Here is a 19170-nt window from a genome sequence, read left to right as displayed (position 1 = left end):
AACGCCGGCAATCGGCCTAAGATGGCGGTATTCTGCTGCACTGCACGAATCGCAGCATCATTCCGTCTTTTTATTAATAATGAATAAAGCGTTCCTCATCGATCTGCCACGCCCGGTGAAGCGGTTCGTCATGATCATGGCGGACACGCTCATGCTGCCCGTGGCCCTGTGGGCGGCCTTCAGCCTGCGCCTGGGGACCCCCGTCCCCGGTGTGCTGCTGGACTACGGGTGGCTGCTGCTGCTCGTGCCGGCGGTCAGCCTGCCGGTTTTCGCCCTGTTCGGCCTTTACCGCGCGGTGGTCCGTTACATGGGGCTGCAGGCGATCATTGCGGTGGTGCAGGGGGTGACCCTGTCCGCACTGGTCTTCGGCGCCCTGGTTATGCTGGGCCGGCTGGAGGGTATTCCCCGCTCCGCTCTGCTGATCTACTGGCTGCTGGCGCTGTTCATGGTGGGCGGGTCGCGCCTGGTGGTGCGCGCTTGGTTCCAGGCGGCGATCAAACGCCGGGGGACCGAGAAGCCGGTGGTCATCTACGGCGCGGGGACCGGGGGGATTGGCCTGGCCACCAGCCTGTTCAATGGCCGGCAGTACCGCCCGGTGGCCTTCGTGGATGACAACCCGGCAAAACAGGGCACGGTGATCGCCGGGCTGCCCGTGCGCAAACCGGCCGAGCTGGCAGAACTGATCGACCGCAACCGGCTGGAGTATATCCTGCTGGCCATGCCGCGGCTGTCGCGGACCCGCCGCCGGGAGATCGTCGCCCAGTTGGAGCCGCTGCCCGCCCACATCCTCACCATCCCCAGCCTGGCGGACATCGTGGCCAACCGGGCCAGTCCCGACGAGGTGCGGGAGGTGGAGGTGGAGGACCTGCTCGGGCGTGATGCCGTGGGCCCGCGGCGGGAGCTGCTCGCCCGCTGCATCCGCGGTAAGACGGTCATGGTCACCGGCGCCGGGGGCTCCATCGGCTCCGAGCTTTGCCGGCAGATCCTGCGCGAGCAGCCCACTCAGCTGGTGTTGGTCGAGCGCTCCGAGTTCGCCCTCTACGCCATCGAGCGCGAGCTCCAGGCTCAGTTGCAGGGGGAGGCCCGGCGCCCCGCCGTCCAGGCCGTCCTGGCCAATGTCACCGACCTGGCGCGCATGGAAATGCTGATGCACGCCTTCCGCGTCGACACGGTCTATCACGCCGCTGCCTACAAGCACGTCCCGCTGGTGGAGACCAACGTGCTGGAGGGCATCGATAACAACGTCTTCGGCACCCTGCACACGGCCCTGGCGGCGGTGGAGGCCGGGGTCCGGTACTTCGTGCTAGTGAGCACCGACAAGGCCGTCCGCCCCACCAATGTCATGGGGGCGAGCAAGCGCCTGGCCGAACTGGTGCTGCAGGGGTTGGCCCGTCAGCCCGATATCCGCACCCGCTTCTCCATGGTCCGCTTCGGTAATGTGCTCGGCTCCTCCGGCTCGGTGGTGCCGCTGTTCCGCGAGCAGATCCGCAACGGCGGCCCGATCACGGTCACCCACCCCGAGGTCACCCGCTATTTCATGACCATCCCCGAGGCCGCCTCGCTGGTCCTGCAGGCGGGATCCATGGCCCACGGCGGCGAGGTCTTCGTGCTGGACATGGGCGAGCCGGTGCGCATCGTCGACCTGGCCCGGCGCATGATCCGTCTGTCCGGTCTCGAGGAGCGAAACGCGGAACACCCCGATGGCGACATCGAGATCCATTTCACCGGCCTGCGCCCCGGCGAGAAGTTGTATGAGGAGCTGCTGCTGGGTGAGGCGGTCACCGAGACCAGCCACCCCATGATCATGCGCGCCCGCGAGGGGCACTTGCCCACCGATACCCTGCAAAGCCTGCTAAGCGAGCTGCGCGCGGCCTGCCGGCGCTACAACACCCAGGACGCCCGCAAGCTGATGGCCCAGGTGGTGGAGGGTTACGAGGCCGCCGGACCCAACTGCGACGTGCTCGGGCGGCAGCTGAACGAGTCGGCCGACGCCGTCGCCCGAGGCCTGTTCAGGGACGGCGAAGGCCCCTGCCCCATCCGCCGGGCCTACCAGCGTGGCACCACGCCAATAAGCGCCCCCCAATCAGAAGCCCCATTGGCTAAACGCTGACTCCCCCGTCACGGCGGACGCAGGCCTGCCCCCACCCTCACTGCCAGCGCAGCCCCCCACCCTTATTGCCAGCGCAGCCCCCCACCATCACTGCGAGCGTGGACCCGCCCCCACCGTCACTGCGAGGAGCGAAGCGACGTGGCAGTCTACCGCCCTGGATCGCCACGGGCCTTCGGCCCTCGCGATGACGGTGGGGTGGCCTTCGGCCCTCTTGATGAACATGGCCAGACGCTGCGGGCGCCCCCTACCCTCACTGCGAGCGCGGCCCCGCCCCCACCGTCACTGCGAGGAGGCGAAGCCGACGTGGCAGTCTACCGCCCTGGATCGCCACGGGCCTGCGGCCCTCGCGATGAGGGGGGAGAGGGTTGGCGGCCCTCGTGATTACAGAGGAAGGTTTCAGCTCTGGCGCTGACGGGGAAAGCGTTCGGCCGTCATAATAAAAGCGGCTCACCCTTTCCTTAAGGCTTCCCATTACTGATAACCGAATAGACCTATTTAACTATTGCGGTGCGGCAAGCTGTCAGCTTGACTACATAATAGCGCCCGCCCAGGCCCGAATTACCGGCCTGATTGAAAAATATAAAATGGATTTTTCAGGCTATTATGCACCATTATCTTGCAGGTCTTCCGCGCCCCGTAAAGCAGGGGCTGATGGTCCTGGCCGACGCTGCTGTAGTGGTCCTGGCCCTTTGGGCCGCTCTGGTCCTTCACGCGGGGGTCGGCCCGGCCAGTTTTGATCCCACCCTGTGGGCGTTGTATGCGCTGGTGCCCATCGTGGCCATCCCCCTGTTCGCACTCTTCGGTCTTTATCGCGCCGTGGTCCGATGGATGGGTGCCCACGCCCTGGCCACCATCACCAAGGGGGTGATGGCCTCCACCCTCGCCCTGACCGTAATCATTTCGGTAATGCCGCAATGGACACTCAGCCTTCCGGTTGTCCTCAATTTCGCCCTGCTCAGCCTGTGTGCCGTTGGCGGCCTGCGCATCGTGGTGCGAGGCTGGTTCCGGCGCGCGGCCAACGGAGAGGGAGATCGCCACCGGCAGCCGGTGGTGATCTACGGGGCCGGCAACTGCGGCATCGAGCTGGCGAGCAGCCTGATCGGCAATACCCATTACCGCCCGGTGGCCTTTGTCGACGATGACCCGCGCAAGCAGGGCACCATCATCCAGGGAGTCAGCGTGCATCCTCCGCAACGCCTGCCGGCATTGATCGACCGTGAGCGGGTTGCCTACGTGCTGCTGGCCATGGCCCGACTGGCCCGGCCGGAGCGACGCCGCATCGTCGAGCGGCTGGAGCCCCTCAACGTGCACATCCTCACCATCCCGCCGCTGTCCGATCTGGTCACCCGACGCGCCGGCATGGAGGACGTGCGCGAGGTGGAGGTGGAGGACCTGCTGGGCCGGGATGCGGTGGCCCCGCGGCCGGAACTGCTGCGGCGCTGTATCGCCGGTCATGCAGTCATGGTGACCGGGGCCGGCGGCTCCATTGGCTCTGAGCTCTGCCGGCAGATCCTCCGCCTGCGGCCACGGCGACTGGTCCTGGTGGAGCGCAGTGAGTTCGCGCTCTACGCCATTGAGAAGGAGCTCCGCTACCAGATGGAGGGTCAGGCGCACCAACCGGAGCTGCACCCGGTGCTCGGGGATGTGACCGACGGCGAGCGCATGCAGGCGCTGATGAGCGCCTTCGCCATCCACAGCGTCTACCACGCCGCCGCCTACAAGCACGTACCACTGGTCGAGGCGAACAGCCTGCAGGGCATCCATAACAACGTCTTCGGCACCCTGCGCACGGCGGAGGCCGCGGCCGCCGCCGGCGTCCCCCACTTCGTGCTGATCAGTACCGACAAGGCGGTGCGCCCCACCAATGTCATGGGCGCGAGCAAGCGGATGGCGGAACAGGTGGTTCAGGACCTGGCCCGCCGGCAAGGTGTCCCCACGGTGTTCTCCATGGTCCGCTTCGGCAATGTCCTCGGCTCGTCCGGCTCAGTCGTGCCGCTGTTCCGCGAACAGATTCGCAAGGGCGGTCCGGTCACGGTCACCCATCCCGAGGTCACCCGCTACTTCATGACCATCCCCGAGGCCGCCTCCCTGGTGATCCAGGCCGGCGCCATGGCGCGGGGCGGCGAGGTGTTTGTGCTGGACATGGGCGAGCCGGTCCGGATCGACGACCTCGCCCGGCGGATGATCCGGCTGTCCGGGCTGACGGTGCGCGACGAGGCGCGCCCGGCGGGCGATATCGAGATCCGTTACACCGGCCTGCGCCCGGGCGAGAAGCTCTATGAGGAATTGCTGCTGGGCGAGGCGGTGACCGGCACCGACCACCCCATGATCTGCCGGGCCAGCGAGGCGCGGCTACCCGCGGATGGCCTGCAGCGCCTGCTGGAGGATCTGCGCCGGGCCGCAGCCCGGTTCGATTGTGAGGCCGCCCGCCAGTTGCTGGCCGGGGCGGTGGAGGGCTATGAGGCCCCCGGCCCGTGCAACGACGTGCTGGGCCGGCGATTGGCAGTGGCGGCGGCCAAGCCGTCGCCGGCGATCAGTCCTTGGCCCGCGCCTTGTACTGGTACTGATAATAGTAGTAATCGCTCGAGCGCCCACTCCGTTTCGGGTTGAGGTCGTTGACCACGAGCCCGGTGGTGTCGATCTGGTTCTTCTCCAGCCGCCAGATGGTGCTTTGCACCGCGCGGGTGGTCACATAGCCCGCCCGGGCCACCAGGAACACCGGCCCGGCGTGGGCGGCCGCCAGGACGCCGTCGGTGACCGGCATCACTGGCGCGGTGTCCAGGATCACCAGGTCATAGCGCTGGCGCTGCTCCTCGATCAGCCGGCCGAATCCCTCCTGCATCAGCAGCTCCGAGGGGTTCGGCGGGAAGGTGCCGGCGGGCAGCACGTCGAGATTCTCCCTGATGCGTGAGACCGCCTCCTCCAGTGTGGCCTGCCCGGCCAGCACCCCGGACAGGCCCGGCTCGCGCCGCCGGTTCTGCAGAAAGATATGCAGATGGCCCCGGCGCATGTCGGTATCGATGAGCAGCACCCGCTGGCCGCTCTGGGCCAGGACCGCCGCCAAGTTGACGGACAGGGTGGTCTTGCCCTCCCCCGGGCCGGTACTGGTCAGGGCCAGGACGTTACGGGCGTTGTTAAGCAGAGCGAAGTTCAGGCTGGTGCGCAGACTGCGCAGGCTCTCCACCAGCGGGTCCTGGCTGTTTTTCTCCGCCAGCAGCGGCACCTGGGTCCGCTGTCGACGGCCCTTCTTCTCGAGCTGCAGGGCCGCCGGGCTGTGGGGCGCCACGGCGTAGACCGGGATGCCCACCTCCAGTTCCAGGGCGTCCGGGTCTTCGACCCCGCGACGGAGCATCTCGCGGCCGAACACGGTGCCCACCCCCAGCATGCCGCCCAGGAGCAGGCTCAGCGCCATAATCAGGGTGGTCTGCGGCGCCACTGGATTGAAGCCCACGGCCGCGTCATCCACCACGCGGGCATTGCCAACCGTGCCGGCCTGGGAGATCCGCAACTCCTGGGCGGTGTTGAGCAGGTTGGTGTAGAGCTGGGTGTTCACCTCCACCTCGCGGCGCAGGCGCACCAACTGCTGCTGGCGCTCCGGCAGTTCCCCCAGCTCCTCCTCCAGCTCGGCACGCAGGGTCTCCAGCGATTGGCGCCGTTGGCGCAGCGACTGCATTTGCGGGTGCTCGCGACCAAAGCGCAGGCTCTTCTCGCTCTCCTCCAGGCGCAAGGCCTGGAGTTCGCTCTCCACCTCGACCAACTGGCTGAGCATCACCCGGGTGTTCTCATCCATATCCACCGCCTGGTGCTCGCGGCGGAAGGCGTTGAAGGCATCCTCGGCCTGCTGCAGTCGGTCCTGCAACTGTGGCAGCTGCTCCTCCAGGAACTCCAGGCTGCGGGCCGCCTCCTCGGTCCGACGCTCCACGTTCTGGCGCACGTAGACCATACCCAGGGTGTTGAGGACCTCCTCGATAAGCTGGCGGTCCGGGTGCTCGTAAGTGACCTCCAGGATCCCCGACTCACCGCGCTGACTGACGTTCAAGCCGTTGCGCAGGTTCTGAATGGCGCGCAGCCGCGGCTGGCGCACCAGCTCGAAGGTGTCGCCCGGCTCGCCGGTGAGCACGTGGACAAAGAGCTGAAGCGAGCTGCCGTCCGGGTTGTCCAGCACCAGGGTCTCGTCCACCCGCCCGCGCGCCAGTTCCGCCCCGCCGTCGTCCTCAAGCAGGGCGAACTGCCCCTCGCCCAGCACACGGACGATGAACGTCTGGCCCTCCAGGGCCGGCGAGACCTCGAAGCGGCCCACCTCAATGTGGCGCCGGGGGTTGCTCACACCCAGCACCGCCTCGCGCCAGTCCGTCGGCAAGGGCCGAGCCTGCACGGCCAGGTCCAGTTGGTCCACCACCGAACCCACCACCATGCGCGATCGCAGCAGCTCCACCTCCGCACTGGTGGGCACCTGCTGTTCGCCGCCCAGCATCTCCGACAGCCCCGGTAGCGTCGCCTGCTTACTCTCCACCTGCAGCAGCATGTCGCCGCTGTAGACCGGTGTGCTGGTGTAGGCATAGAACCCGCCCAGGGCCAGCCCCAATGCACTGAGACCGGCAATGATCCATTTGCCGTTCAGCAGGATCTCGACCAGACGGCCGATCTCGATCTCGTCATCACGGTCCGAAGACGTCGGGCGGTGTTCGTATTGGGACATGGCTATTGGCTTATCCGGGCTCAGGCTTTAGTCAGTGATGATCCGTTGGGTCTGCCAGACGGTCTGTACCGTGGGCAGGATTTGGCTGATGACGCGGTTAAAGCGCACCACGCCGGAGCTGGCGGCGTAGACGATGTCGCGCGGTTGCAACTCGAAGCCCTCGGCCAGCACCAGTGCCAGGCCGGAGCGCGCATCCAGATGGTAGGCCTCCGGGCGCACGCCGCGGATCTCACCCTCGTCGTCAAAGACAGGCTGGCCCCGCAGCACGAAGATATTGCTGGTGTCGGCGGTGTTCAGGTCGAGCCCTTCGGCCTCGCTAATGGCCTCGGCCAGGGTCATCCGGCCATTCTCCCGCATGGGAAGGGCCGTCTGCCGGGTGATCTCACCCATGACGAACACCCGGTTGAATTGATTGTCCGGCACGTGGACCACATCGCGGTCCCGGAGCAGCAGATCGCCCTTGCCGCTGGAGTAGAGGGTCTGCAGGTCGATGCTGCGCTGCTCGCCGTCGCGGGTCAGTACCGCCCGGCGCCGGTCCGCCAGTTCGTTAAAGCCACCGGCCTGGTTGATGGCGTCCAGCAGGGTCATGGGCTCGTCGGTGAGCGTCAGCGTCCCGGGCTGGGTGACCTCGCCGGTGACGTACACCTTCTGGCTGCGGTACTCCACCACCCGCACGTCCACCTGCGGGTCGGTGACGTAGGGCTCCAGCAGTTCGGCCAACTGCTCGCGGATCTCGTCCACCGTCTTTCCGGCCACCGGCAGCAGCCCCACGTGGGGGTAGAAGATGGTGCCGTTACGGCTGACCAGCCGCGCCTGCTGCTCGATGTCCTGGGTGAGCCCAAGGGGGTTGCTGAGTTCGGGGTGCCCCCAGACCACGATATTGATCACATCCGAGGCACCGATGCGGTACTCGTAATCCGCCACCAGCTCGGTCCGCGCGGCGTGCTCCACCGCCGCCCTCGCCTCGCGCCGGGCTTGGCGCTGTGCCACCAGCACGTCGGCGTTGATGGCCTTGATCTCGGGGAGAAAATCCGCCTCATCCTCGCCGCTGGGCGTCCACACCGCCGGGTCGGGATCGGTGTCCATATCGATACCGGGTGCGATGGTGCATCCGGCCAGCGCCGCTGTCGCCAACAACGCAAGGAACACACGCACCGGGCCGCGCACCGGGGCCTGGGGTTCAAGGACTTTTGCTTGGGCCAGTGACACGAGGTCTTCTCCTTCCTTTGATCACCCAGATGGGGAAGCGATCGCTTGCTTTATCGGTTGTTGGCGTCAGGCAATCAATGTGACAGCAGACGTTGCGCCCAGGCGTCCGCCGACCGCTCGATCAGGTCCCGGGCCTCCCTGAAGGCCTCCAGGGGCTGGCCGACCGGGTCCACCACCTCGGCATCCAGCCAGTGCCCGAAACGATAGAGCCGACCCCGAAGGACCGGATGGTTCTTTTCTATCCACTCCCGGTGGCCATCGTCCATGACCAGGAGCAAATCGTAGTTACGCGCCAACGCTAGGGTGAGCTGTTGCGCCCGGTGCGCGCTGATATCCAGGCCCTTCTCCTGCATGGCGGTGATGGCGTGGTCGTCGGCCGGATAACCCACCAGGGCACCCGTGCCGGCGGAGCCGATCAGAAACTCCCCGCCCGCGCCCAGCCGATCGCGCAGGTAAGCCTCGCCCATGGGACTGCGGCAGATATTGCCGGTACAGACCACCAAGAAGCGGGTAAAAGGCAACCTCATCGTCCACCATCCTGTCGCAAGCGGGGAAGGATACCCAGTAACCGGTGGCAATTAAACCGGTCCCACCCCCTAGAATTGGTACTCATACTTCAGCCAGGCACGCCCCTCCCAGTCCGCCCCACCCTCACGGGCTTCGTCGATCCGGGCCATCCCCGCGCCCAGGCCCGCCTCGCCGTGACGCAACGGCCAGCGGTAGCCCCCCTCCAAATCCACCAGTCGGAGTTTGTGCGGCGCAATCACGTTGCCTCCGGCACCGGCCCGCTGACTGTCATCGCGGTTCAAAGTGCCCACCTGGAGCTTCACCGTGGCGGCGTGATCGTTCGCTGCCCGATACAGCGCGCCCAGGGTCAACAGGCGGCTGTCGTTGTCGGTGGCGTAGCCCAATGGCCGGTCCCGGTGCCGGTGCCCGCTGGGCAGCCCACCGCTCTCGTAGGCCGAGTTGAACAGCTTGCGGCTGGAATAGAAGCGGGCCGTGGTATCGGCGTACTCCAGGAACACCCGGTAGCTGGCATCATTGGCCAGCGTCCCCCAACTCTCCAGGCCGAACAGACCGATATGCTGGGTGGGCAACCGGCCGGACTCACTGTCGCCGATGTGCTGCAGATACGCGGCCCACGGCCACAGATGCTCAGGAAAGGCCAGACGCAGATCAAGACCGGCCATCTGTTCGGCGGTGGTGCGGCGCTGGGCCCTGTCCCGATCTGCGATGGCCAGGTCCAGAAGCCCGCGGGCAGTGTGGGGCGAGTCCCAGATAGCGGTGCGACTCAACCCCAGCTCCAACCGGGGGCTCGGCTGGAATGCGAACCGTGCGCCCAGGAAGTGGGGCCTGGGCACTGCCCGATCCGACCCCAGCTGCCCCCAGAAGGCATGCAGGGTCCAGGGGCCCAAGCGCTCGAGCACCGGCAACCGGAACGCCTTCGGTTCCGCCCGCTGCACCGTGAGACCCGGCACCGGGCGGGCGGCGTTACCCAGAATCAGGCTGCCAGACCAACCCGGCCCCCAATAGGTGGGCACCGCACCCGCCGACACAATCCAGTTGCCCAGCTGCGCCGCCAGGTAGCTGCCGTCGGCGCGGAACTCGCGGCCATCCGCCGGGTCGTCCACCCAACTGCCGGTCAGGCGGAAACTCAGGCCTTCGCCTTGGTAGGCGGCACTCGCACTGGTCTCACTGCCCTCCGGATTGGCATTGCCGAACCAAGCCAACCCGGCGGGGGGCTCGGCCTCGCCGGCAACGCCCTTCACCCGCAGGTTGCCGTACCAGCCCCGCTCTGCACGCAACAACCGCCGCACGCGGAACCAGGCCGCAACCTCACGCGCATCCAGCGATTCGACCGGCAACGGCCGGTGGAGGATGGGGAGCAGGGCTTCGCGCGGCACGGGCCATGTGCCCATCGCACCGGTGATCACCCCGGCATCCGCCAGGATTTGGATATCGTGGCGCAGGTGGGCGTCATTCTGCGGGAGCCAGTGCGCCGACGTAGTCGCCGGCAGCAGGCCGAAGCCGGCAAGCAACAACAGGAGGCCCCGGATTGTCCGGGACGCCGCCGTCATCGCACCACACCCACTGTCCGCACCAGGGTCACACGCCGCTCAAAGCCGGGCATCGACCGCTTCCCGGGGCAGGGCGCTCTTGAGGTCGTAGAGCACGCCCCCGGACCTCAACCAGCCGCGCAGGATTTCAGCGCCCAGCTCAACGAACTCGCGGTGGGCAACGGCCAGGAGGACGGCGTCGTACTGCGCCGAACCGGGCTCTCCGATCGGCTCGATTGCATACTCGTCCCGGGCCTCACCGCTGTCCACCCAGGGATCGAAGACATCGACCTGTGCCTGGTAGTCCTCAAGGCAGCGCACAATGTCCACCACCCGGGTGTTGCGCAGATCCGGGCAGTTCTCCTTGAACGTCAACCCCAACACCAGAATGCGCGCCCCGGGCACCGGGATATGGCGCTGTGCCATCAGCCGCAGTAACTGATCCGCCACGTAGGCGCCCATTCCGTCGTTGATCCGGCGCCCGGCCAGGATCATCTCCGGATGATGGCCCAGCGCCTGGGCCTTATGGGTGAGGTAATAGGGGTCCACCCCGATGCAGTGTCCCCCCACCAAGCCGGGACGGAACGGCAGGAAGTTCCACTTGGTGCCGGCTGCCCGCAACACCTCCTCGGTATCCAGGCCCATGCGGTTAAACAGCATCGCCAGCTCGTTGATCAGGGCGATGTTGACGTCGCGCTGGGTGTTCTCGATGACCTTGGCGGCCTCCGCCTCGCGGATGCTGCCCGCCTTGTGGGTCCCGGCGGTGATCACGCTGGCGTAGAGCTGATCCAGGTACTCCGCCACCTCGGGGGTGGAGCCGGCGGTCACCTTGACGATATCGCGCACCGTGTGGGCCTTGTCCCCGGGGTTGATCCGCTCCGGGCTGTAGCCGACGTAGAAGTCCTGGTTGAAGCGCAGGCCGGAGGCCCGCTCGAGCACCGGCACGCACTCCTCCTCGGTGGCCCCGGGATAGACCGTGGACTCGTACACCACCACATCACCGCGGCCCAGCACGCGCCCCACGGTCTGGCTGGCGGACCGCAACGGCTGAAGATCGGGCCGGCGGTGGGCATCGATCGGTGTGGGGACGGTCACGATGTAGACATTGCACCCCAGCAATGACTCGATGTCGTCGGAGTAGCTGAGTTGCTCAGCCGCCTGCAGGGCCTCCGGCGCCACCTCGCGGGTATGGTCCTGCCCCTGGCGGAGTTCGATCACCCGCCGGGTATCGATATCGAAGCCCACCACCGGGTAGCGTTCGGCCAGGGCCACCGCCAACGGCAGGCCCACGTAGCCCAAGCCGATCACGGCAATACGTGTCTCATTCAGGGCGGGGAAACTGGGGGTATCGTCCATCATCCTGTTGTTCGCCTTCCTCATACCGGGAAACCCCCGGATGTTTCGTGTTGGTGCCCCGGCGCGCGGCCGCACCACGGGTGCGGCAGTCTACCGCACAAACGGCGTGCGGTCCCACCCTGCTCCGGCCCCGGTGAGCGCCCCTCTGGCCCCGAGCATGACTCGCCGCAACGGAGATGAGCCAATGCGTTACGGACCAACCGGAACCCATAAAAGATGGGCATTTTATTCAACTCAAACGCCGCCCGATAATCATTAAATTATTATGATAATGCCTACAAACAAACCACTAACACCGACTAGCACTAAAACAATATTCCGCAACGAAACAACATACCGTACGCTTTCAGTGCCTGCATAATAATAGATGTGCGGGCCTTTTCCACCCATACGGGAAACAAGGAGTAACGTCATGGAATTGGTCAATGATCTGCTTGGAGTGCTGCTGGGGATCCTGAACCCGGTCTTGGAACTGGTGAACGGCCTGCTGGGCAGCACCGGCCTGCTGGGCGGCCTGCTCTAAGGGCAGGTGAAGCATTCGTTTGCGGGGGCCCGCCTCCGCAAACGGGTTTTCAGAACGGGTCAGGCGCCTGGCCGCGCTGAAAACCACAGCACCGACCCACCCCTCGCAGTTCGACCGCGTTCGTCCCCTCCCGGCCAGCCCCAGCCCAATCCCGCGTCCTTTGACAACCACCGACAACACGGTACAATACCGCTCGTCGAACACGACAGGCGCGTAGCTCAGCTGGTTAGAGCACCACCTTGACATGGTGGGGGTCGGTGGTTCGAGTCCACTCGCGCCTACCAGACAAAGCAAAGAAAAACAGCCGCTTACCGGGTTACCGGGGCGGCTTTTTTCTTGTCTGGTCACACGCTCAGGGCTTCGTGTGACCAATCTGTGACCATCGGGGTAACACAACACCTCCCGCCTCACCGCCACCACCGTGGCCTCGGGGTCATAGCCCGCCAGCTCCGCCAGGCGGCGCAGTATCACGGCATCGCCCTCCAGGTCCGCCAGCGCCTCGCCCTCGTCACCGTAGGCACTGGGCGCACGGGCGTCCTGTACATACCGGGCCAGTGCGGCCACCCATAGACGTTCCTCGGCTGTCAGCATGGTTGCACCTCCATACAAAAAGATGCCCCCGCAGCCTCTCGCTCGGGGGCGTGGGTCCGTCTCTTCGCAGCGGTGGAACCATACCGCCCGCCCTTGTTCTGAGACACGGCCAGGGCGTTGCCGCGTCCACCCTGTCGGCTTGCGCCGCCGCGGTGGCTGCGGGGAACTCTCCCGATATTGCCGCCTCGGGAGCGGGCGGTGTTCATCAGCTCGGCTCGCTGCCGAACACCACGGCCTTCAGGGCTTCGGGGTTGGTCAGCGCCCCGCCGATACGCTTGCGGACGTACCAGCGGACCCAGCCGGGCAGGGTGTAGGGATCACGCAGCACGCTTACCCCGATCCGGTCAACGATGGTGTACGCCTGGCCGAAGTCACCGAACAGGATCGACTCGGAATCCGCCGCCGGGTCCGGCATATCCTCGGCAATCACCACCGGGAACCCCAGCAGGGTATTGGGCCGACCTTCCGCCAGGCTCATCTGGAGCAAGGCACGGTCGTCACCATCCCGCAGCTTCCGAATTTTGTTCATCGTGGCGCGGCTCATCATGAACCGTGCATTGCCCAGGTAATCCGACTTGAGCGCGTCCACAACATCGTAGAGCACGTTATCGGGATTGTTGCTCGGGAAGTCACCCGATTCGCCGGTATAGATCGCCCCGATGGTGTAATCGGCAGGATCAGCGCCCCACTCGAAATCACCATCCGGCACGGTGTCGTAATCCAGAATGCCGCGAGGCTTGCCGTTGCCGTCACCCTTGATAAAGGATTCGGCTTCCTGCCGACCGAAACGGGTGCCGATTTTATCCTGCAACCACTGCTCCAGGTCGAGCCGGCTATCCTCCAGGAATTGCTGGGTTACGCTCGGATACGAGTAGTGCTCATGCACGGCGATCTTATGCCGAGACATGAAACTAGCGGCAGTCGGATCGCGGTCGCCCTTTTCAGCCACCCACGCTGAGTCCGGTTCACCACGGTCAACCAGAACCTCCAATTCGTTGGAATTGGTGGACAGGTTATTAGCCACCTGGCGGACGGGGCTGGATTCGCGAATCTTCTTAAAGATTTGATCCGCCCAATCGCTGCGCACGGTCACGCCTTGGCCGTCATCCTCGATGCTCAGGGCCTTGCGGTCGAAGTCGCCACCACGCAGCCACTCGCGTACCGCCTTGGTCTCCGGCCCCATGCCTGCGCCGCTGTCCACGGTCATGCCCACCTTGCGGGCGGCCAGGGTCTCGGCACGCTTCACGCGCTCGTCCAGGTCGGACAGGGCTTGATCCTGGCGGGACTTAAACCCCTCGAAGTCTCGGGCCACGCCCTCGACCATTTCCTTCACTTGATGCGTCATAACTCGTTACCTCGGTTGAAGTGAAAACCCGCTTTCATCAATCAACCGAAACCGTCTGCATCTCGCAGAAAACTTCGGCGCGTACTCGCCAACCTCCCGCTGGCTTTCTGACCTTGCGCGATTCGATCCAGAACGCTGGAACCAGAATTGGAACCGGAACTGATCGAATCACCCATCCGCCGCACGCGGGGAACGGCTTTGGGTTTTGCTGCCTCAATTATACACCCGGCCACCGCGTTAACCACATCGTCGGTGCCATTTGGCGGGTGGTCTATTGAGTCTTTCCCGGCGCGGCTGGTGCGCCGCTCCAGGCTCGTCAATTCGTTTTGCAATCGGCCATTGTCCGGCAACTCCACGCGCCCAGAATTGAGCAACGGGAGCATGTCGCGATACAGGTCAGACTTAGGCCGATCAGATAGCTTGTAGGCAATGCCCTGTTTTCGGAACAGCTCGCGAGGAAACTCACCGCCGTAACGATCGCCCACCACCTTGCTGATCTTGTATTCCTTCAGCAGACCGGCGAACTCTTTAACCACCGCCTCCGGGCTGAACGGCGGTTTCTGAGCGCGGATAGCGTCCACCACGGTCAGCCCATCAGACTGGTGGGCGATCGCCAGCGTGAACGCATCCTTGGAGCCACCAGACGGGTCCACGAAGGCCGTGTACCGCTCGCCAGCCACCGGCGGTAGCTCAATGCGGCCCGGTGCGGTGCAGGCGTCTACGGCCTCGCGTGTTACAAAACCCTCAACATCAGCACGGAATTGCCCATGCCATTCGGCTTTGGCCGCCTCGGGATCATCCTGCTCCGCCTCCGCGATAACGCGGGGATCAAGGGTGGGGTTGAAGTCCAGTGTTCCGCCCTGCACCACCAGCACATCACCGGGCTTGCCGTAGTGCTTGCGCCACTTGCTGTAGAGCAGCCCCCGGCGGGCGTAGGGGCTGGAGATACCGACAAGCATGCCCCCGGTGGTCGCCAGAGAAGGCACCAGGGCGCGGTAAACCTCTACATCGGGGGTTGCGGTCGCCTCATCCTTGAAGAAGGCGCATTCGTCCAGAATGGCCGCCAACAGAGTGCGCCCACGCACGGCCCGGTGACTGTTGGTGGCCACCTCAATAGATACGCCGTTGCGGAGCAAAACGCCCTCGGTGTTCTCCTTCTCCACCAGGCTGGACATGACCGGGCTATCAGCGAACAGGCCGCGAACGTACCCAAGCGCAACCTTGGCCTGTTGGCGATCCACCGCAAGCAACTGAACCACACCACGCTCGCCAGCGGTCAGGCGGGCCAGGGTGCCGTCCAGCTCCGCCCCGATGGTCGCCAGGTATACGGCAATACCGGCTGCGGTATGGGTCTTATCGCTCCGCCTACCCGCGATTGCCCATAGCTCCCGCGCCTGCCGCTGAGGCGGCTCACGGTCGCCTGACAGCCGCTTAAACAGGGCAAGGCGGTCATCATCCATCGGCAGGGCGAACGCGCCTGACAGGACAGCACGCCAAGCCTCGCGGGTATCCTCGCCAAACGACTGGCCTAGCAACTGCGGGTCGGTGAAGGCTTCGACAATGTTGGTCATCGCCTCACCTCTTCCGCCAGACGGTGGGCATCGCGCAATACCCGCTGGTAACTGGCCGGGGTCAGGTGGCGGCGGGCGAACGTGGCGAGGGAACGGGCTTGCAGCACCGCGAAGCTCAGGCGGTGGCCGGTGAATTTGTCACACTTGCGCGGGTGGTGCGTGGCGTGGCGCTTGGCCTTCGGACACAGTTGGCCGTTGCCGGGGAAGTGCTTACAGGCAGCGCACATGACCATTAGCCCGCCTCCTTGCTGGCCAGGTATTGCGCAAGGTCGGGCACATCTTTCGAGCGGCGCTCCAGGCCCACCGCCTTCAGCAACCCGGTAAGCGTGTTGATGTTGGCAACGTGGCGGGCCTCGTCTACATCCTCACCCTTCGCTAGCGCCACCTCCCGGCTTTCTATCTGCGCCTCCAGCCAGACAATGCGGCGGCAGATACTTTGCTCCTGGTAGCTGAGGGCGTCGGGGCCTCCAAGGTCACGCACCAAATGATGAAGGCGATCATTCACCGCCTTGGCAATCGCCGTGCGCCCGTCCAGGCGCTCCAACCAATCGTTGGAGTATTGCCGGGGTATCTGGCGCGGTTTGCCTTGTGTGGTGGTGCCCATTGCCGTGATAGTTTCCGCTGGTGGTCACATATTGGTCACAGCATACCACGGTGGCGGCATTATTGCATTCACAAACAGGTACTTACAATTCCCTAACCCTACCCCATTAGGGTACGGGTCTTTCGTTCTGTGGGGGTCTAGGGCCTCCCTGCCCCGCCACCGGCGGCTGATTCGAGCGCAAGCGTTACCTTTCGTAACACCTTCACCGCCTCACCAGTGCATCCGCCGTTGCCCGCAGCACCGATGCCACCCGGTCCTCGTCTCCCTTCGCCGTTGTCTCCATCAGCGTGGCGGACAGTGCCCGCGTCACGTCATGGGGGTGAACGCCTGCTAACTGCGCCTGCTCGATCTGCACAAGGATCTGCGCGGCCAGGGTGGTGCCTTCGTCGTTTCGCATGGGGTGTTCCTCATCAGTTGATCCATGAACCACCGGGGGTATTGCGGCGCTTTCAGGCCGCAACCCGTTGGGGCGGGCAATTACTGCCCCGCCCCCGTAGGGGGTTGCCCGTTGCCCGCTGCCCGCCCTTGTGTGGCGCGGGTTTCCCGATAGGCGCGGGCAAAGTAGGGTTTTGCCCGTTGCCCGCTGGAAACCCGCGTGGTTGTGCGCTCTAAGGCGGGCAGGCACTTCCGGCGGGCAATTTGCCCGCTTGCCCGTTGCCCGTTGCTTGCCCGCTGCCCGCTCATTGCCCGGCCCTCTCTAACCAGGCGTCGGGGACACCAATAACCTCCTTGCCCTCGCCGGTGGTCTGCACCACGAGATGCCCCTCGTCTAGCGCCCGGTGGATGGTGTCGCGCACGCGCTTTTGCCCGGCCTTCAAGACGTTGGTTGTCCCGCCCCATTCGTCCTCAATCCGGCGCTTGGGCATCGCCCCCTTGTCCTGCAACAGCTTGGTGATACGGCGCACCACCTCCTGATATTCCGCATCGGCCTTGCGCTCCTTGTTGGCCAGTTTTTGCGGCTTCAGGTGCGTGGCCGCCAACACCCCACCCTTGCGCCGCTCCAGCCACAGACCGGGCCACGGGGCGGAATAGTTGGCTTTCGGGGTGTTGAAGCGCACATAGCGCCCGGCATCGTCCTCGCTGATCCCGTGCTCCTTCGCGTCCTCGTCATTCATCCCGCGCATCAGGCCCACCCACCGGGCACCATCCACCAGGCCCGACGCACCGCGCACGGCCTCCTGTCCGGCGCTGGAATCCTTCATGCTGGACTTGGCGACGTGGTGGGGTAGCAGCACGGTTGCCCGCGTGGCCTTGCGGATATGCTCGGCGGCCTCGATCAAGCGGGTTCCGTCGCTGTTGTCGTTCGGGTCGCCACCATCGAACCGGCTCAGGGGATCAAGCACGATCATCACGGGCGGCTCGGGCATCGCCTCGGCGGTGGCAATCACCCGATTGGCAAACCCCGTGCGCAACGTCTCCCGGTCGATCTTGGCGGTTAGGCGGTTGTCCTCGCCCACCCTGTCCAGAATGAACAGGCGGCGCTCTAGCTGGTCGTGGTACTCGCTGAACGCGTCAACGGCGAACGGGTCGGCATCGTCGGCGTAATGCTCCAGCACCACGGACAGGCGGCGGTGGATTTCGTCGCGGTCATCCTCTGCCGACACCATCAGCACCGCCCCCGGCTCGCTGATCTCCATATCGAACCAAGGCCAGCCGGTGGCGGTGCTCACCGCGAGCTGCAAGGTGGCCATGCTCTTACCCGTACCGCCAGCAGCCGCCAGCAGGGCCACCACGTCCAGCGGCAGGCGCTCATGCACCAGCCAACGGCGGGGCGGCGGTGGCGTGCGTATCAGATCGCCCACACTGGCCGCCACAAGGTCGAACGGCTCAGGGCTGGCCGGTTCATCGCTGTCTGGCGTGAACTCATGCGCCGGATCGTATCGGCCAACGCTTCGGGCAATCTTCTCCACTTGATCGGCGTCTAGCGGCGGCTGGCAACGGTGGGAGTTGATCGCGTGCAACGCGGCCAGCATTTCCGATTCGCTGTAGCCATACCGGCGCAGTCGCCCGGCCTCCCGTGTCAAGGTGCTATCCCGTTGGCCCTCGGGAATCACGGCCCCATCGGCAGCAACAGGAGCGCTGTCACGCTCTGTGCTGCTCCGCACGCCACGCATCAGATCGGCAAGGGCTTCGGGTGCGTCGGATACGTCTGCAAGCTCTCCATGCGCTTCTAGGCCCTTTGCAGGCCACCAGACGATCCACCCGCCTTCCCCGCGCACATCGATACCGGCGCTAATCTTCCCGTTGGAATTGCGCACGCCATCGGTGTGTCGAAACAGGTAATGCTTTCCGCGCTCAGTGTGGTGAATGCGCTGGGCCATCATCAGTGAATCGGAATGCTCGGCGGCCCATTCGTAACCGTCGGGGTCTACGTCCAGGGCATCAATGCCGGATGCCTTCCCAGTCGGAACAGCGGGTATAGCTTTCGGCCAACGCCGCCACCATTGCCGCACCGTTTCGGCGTCTGTTGTGGCGTCGAGATGGCCATGCTTTGTTAACGGGGTCTTTTCCCGTTTCCCGTCTGCATTCGGCTCGGACAGGTTTACCGGGAATACCGGAATACCGTTTTCGGCAAGATGCGCGGCGGTGTCGGTGCTGCTATAATTCCCATTGAGCCGCCCGCTCACATTTGCGCCCTTCGCCGGTTGCCCGCCGGCGGGGGCGTTTTCATTTACTAGTCGCATCCGTCGCACGCCTCCCGGCGTTCGCTCATCATTTTCAATCGAAGCGCTTCCACCTCGGCGCGGCCAATCACCCGCGCACCGCACGCCACCCGAACGGCTATTTCACCGGCCAGAATGGCGGCCTCGATACGCTCCAAGGGGATGCCGTATTCGGACACGGCAGCGTGGGGGGTGATCCAGGTCATTCCGCCTCCTTGGCGGCTAGCCATTCGTCGATGGCTTCCCGGCGCCACCCTACGCAGCGGGTAGAAAATACAATCTTGCGGGGAAACTCGGGGTCACGCTCCGCGATGTTGTACAGGTGGCGGCGCGTAATGCCCAGGTAATCGGCGGCCTGTTGTGGCCGCATAAAGGCGGGTTGTGCTGACATGAATATGGCCCTCGCGTTTGTGAACGTAGGGCCATTGAACTAAGGGGCGGA

At 65.2% G+C, this 19170-nt stretch carries 15 protein-coding genes and 1 tRNA gene; 3 read left to right on the top strand and 13 right to left on the bottom strand.

What is annotated here, in order from left to right:
* Positions 1-79 precede the first annotated feature (79 nt).
* Together MLG_RS04150 and MLG_RS04145 are read left to right on the top strand one after the other, a co-directional pair.
* A complete protein-coding gene (locus tag MLG_RS04150) occupies positions 80-2110 on the top strand; it encodes a polysaccharide biosynthesis protein (RefSeq protein ID WP_011628551.1) in 2031 nt (676 codons plus the stop codon).
* A 603-nt stretch (positions 2111-2713) separates the two neighbouring features.
* A complete protein-coding gene (locus tag MLG_RS04145) occupies positions 2714-4720 on the top strand; it encodes a nucleoside-diphosphate sugar epimerase/dehydratase (RefSeq protein ID WP_011628550.1) in 2007 nt (668 codons plus the stop codon).
* Here MLG_RS04145 and MLG_RS04140 read toward each other — a convergent pair.
* The 5 genes from MLG_RS04140 to tviB form a co-directional block, all read right to left on the bottom strand.
* Positions 4644-6809 carry a polysaccharide biosynthesis tyrosine autokinase gene (locus tag MLG_RS04140; protein WP_011628549.1) on the bottom strand — a complete coding sequence of 722 codons (2166 nt, stop codon included), beginning with the start codon at positions 6807-6809 and terminating at the stop codon, positions 4644-4646. The two genes, MLG_RS04145 and MLG_RS04140, sit on opposite strands and share 77 nt — an antisense overlap.
* Positions 6810-6836: 27 nt before the next feature.
* Positions 6837-8018, bottom strand: coding sequence for a polysaccharide biosynthesis/export family protein (locus MLG_RS04135; protein ID WP_011628548.1), 1182 nt, complete (start codon positions 8016-8018; stop codon positions 6837-6839).
* Positions 8019-8092: 74 nt separating this feature from the next.
* Positions 8093-8545, bottom strand: coding sequence for a low molecular weight protein-tyrosine-phosphatase (locus MLG_RS04130; protein ID WP_011628547.1), 453 nt, complete (start codon positions 8543-8545; stop codon positions 8093-8095).
* 69 nt (positions 8546-8614) lie between these two features.
* On the bottom strand, positions 8615-10096 hold the full coding sequence (locus MLG_RS04125) for a capsule assembly Wzi family protein (protein ID WP_011628546.1): 1482 nt from the start codon (positions 10094-10096) through the stop codon (positions 8615-8617).
* A 39-nt stretch (positions 10097-10135) separates the two neighbouring features.
* Complete coding sequence (gene tviB / locus MLG_RS04120; RefSeq protein ID WP_408626108.1) at positions 10136-11434, bottom strand: Vi polysaccharide biosynthesis UDP-N-acetylglucosamine C-6 dehydrogenase TviB; 1299 nt, start codon at positions 11432-11434, stop codon at positions 10136-10138.
* A gap of 727 nt (positions 11435-12161) precedes the next feature.
* Between tviB and MLG_RS04115 the strand changes: the two genes are divergently transcribed.
* Positions 12162-12238: transfer RNA gene (locus MLG_RS04115), tRNA-Val, on the top strand.
* A gap of 512 nt (positions 12239-12750) precedes the next feature.
* Here MLG_RS04115 and MLG_RS04105 read toward each other — a convergent pair.
* The 8 genes from MLG_RS04105 to MLG_RS04070 all read right to left on the bottom strand — a co-directional run bounded on the left by MLG_RS04105 (position 12751) and on the right by MLG_RS04070 (position 19119).
* Positions 12751-13890: a phage major capsid protein gene (locus MLG_RS04105; RefSeq protein WP_011628544.1), complete on the bottom strand. Its 1140-nt coding sequence runs from the start codon at positions 13888-13890 to the stop codon at positions 12751-12753.
* Between the two features lie 41 nt (positions 13891-13931).
* The gene (locus tag MLG_RS04100) at positions 13932-15461 is read right to left on the bottom strand and encodes a hypothetical protein (protein ID WP_011628543.1); all 1530 of its coding nucleotides are present in this window, start codon (positions 15459-15461) and stop codon (positions 13932-13934) included.
* The gene (locus MLG_RS04095) at positions 15458-15694 is read right to left on the bottom strand and encodes a hypothetical protein (protein ID WP_011628542.1); all 237 of its coding nucleotides are present in this window, start codon (positions 15692-15694) and stop codon (positions 15458-15460) included. The genes MLG_RS04100 and MLG_RS04095 overlap by 4 nt, the downstream gene beginning before the upstream one ends.
* Complete coding sequence (locus MLG_RS04090) at positions 15694-16065, bottom strand: hypothetical protein (RefSeq protein ID WP_011628541.1); 372 nt, start codon at positions 16063-16065, stop codon at positions 15694-15696. The genes MLG_RS04095 and MLG_RS04090 overlap by 1 nt, the downstream gene beginning before the upstream one ends.
* 202 nt (positions 16066-16267) lie before the next feature.
* Positions 16268-16462: a hypothetical protein gene (locus MLG_RS04085; RefSeq protein ID WP_041717901.1), complete on the bottom strand. Its 195-nt coding sequence runs from the start codon at positions 16460-16462 to the stop codon at positions 16268-16270.
* A 283-nt stretch (positions 16463-16745) separates the two neighbouring features.
* Positions 16746-18749, bottom strand: a complete 2004-nt coding sequence (locus MLG_RS04080; protein ID WP_011628540.1) for an AAA family ATPase — start codon at positions 18747-18749, stop codon at positions 16746-16748.
* The gene (locus MLG_RS04075) at positions 18740-18934 is read right to left on the bottom strand and encodes a hypothetical protein (protein WP_041717900.1); all 195 of its coding nucleotides are present in this window, start codon (positions 18932-18934) and stop codon (positions 18740-18742) included. The genes MLG_RS04080 and MLG_RS04075 overlap by 10 nt, the downstream gene beginning before the upstream one ends.
* On the bottom strand, positions 18931-19119 hold the full coding sequence (locus MLG_RS04070) for a helix-turn-helix transcriptional regulator (protein ID WP_041717899.1): 189 nt from the start codon (positions 19117-19119) through the stop codon (positions 18931-18933). Before MLG_RS04070 ends, MLG_RS04075 begins: the two co-directional genes overlap by 4 nt.
* Positions 19120-19170 lie beyond the last annotated feature (51 nt).

This window comes from Alkalilimnicola ehrlichii MLHE-1 (assembly GCF_000014785.1).
Lineage (GTDB): Bacteria > Pseudomonadota > Gammaproteobacteria > Nitrococcales > Halorhodospiraceae > Alkalilimnicola > Alkalilimnicola ehrlichii.
This window is presented reverse-complemented; position numbering and strand designations above follow the sequence as displayed.

Bases quoted from the DNA above. Each gene is read 5' to 3' on its own strand.
- MLG_RS04150 (WP_011628551.1), top strand. From the start codon at position 80: ATGAATAAAGCGTTCCTCATCGATCTGCCACGCCCGGTGAAGCGGTTC.
- MLG_RS04145 (WP_011628550.1), top strand. From the start codon at position 2,714: ATGCACCATTATCTTGCAGGTCTTCCGCGCCCCGTAAAGCAGGGGCTG.
- MLG_RS04140 (WP_011628549.1), bottom strand. From the start codon at position 6,809: ATGTCCCAATACGAACACCGCCCGACGTCTTCGGACCGTGATGACGAG.
- MLG_RS04130 (WP_011628547.1), bottom strand. From the start codon at position 8,545: ATGAGGTTGCCTTTTACCCGCTTCTTGGTGGTCTGTACCGGCAATATC.
- MLG_RS04125 (WP_011628546.1), bottom strand. From the start codon at position 10,096: ATGACGGCGGCGTCCCGGACAATCCGGGGCCTCCTGTTGTTGCTTGCC.
- tviB (WP_408626108.1), bottom strand. From the start codon at position 11,434: ATGATGGACGATACCCCCAGTTTCCCCGCCCTGAATGAGACACGTATT.
- MLG_RS04105 (WP_011628544.1), bottom strand. From the start codon at position 13,890: ATGACGCATCAAGTGAAGGAAATGGTCGAGGGCGTGGCCCGAGACTTC.
- MLG_RS04100 (WP_011628543.1), bottom strand. From the start codon at position 15,461: ATGACCAACATTGTCGAAGCCTTCACCGACCCGCAGTTGCTAGGCCAG.
- MLG_RS04095 (WP_011628542.1), bottom strand. From the start codon at position 15,694: ATGGTCATGTGCGCTGCCTGTAAGCACTTCCCCGGCAACGGCCAACTG.
- MLG_RS04090 (WP_011628541.1), bottom strand. From the start codon at position 16,065: ATGGGCACCACCACACAAGGCAAACCGCGCCAGATACCCCGGCAATAC.
- MLG_RS04085 (WP_041717901.1), bottom strand. From the start codon at position 16,462: ATGCGAAACGACGAAGGCACCACCCTGGCCGCGCAGATCCTTGTGCAG.
- MLG_RS04080 (WP_011628540.1), bottom strand. From the start codon at position 18,749: ATGCGACTAGTAAATGAAAACGCCCCCGCCGGCGGGCAACCGGCGAAG.
- MLG_RS04075 (WP_041717900.1), bottom strand. From the start codon at position 18,934: ATGACCTGGATCACCCCCCACGCTGCCGTGTCCGAATACGGCATCCCC.
- MLG_RS04070 (WP_041717899.1), bottom strand. From the start codon at position 19,119: ATGTCAGCACAACCCGCCTTTATGCGGCCACAACAGGCCGCCGATTAC.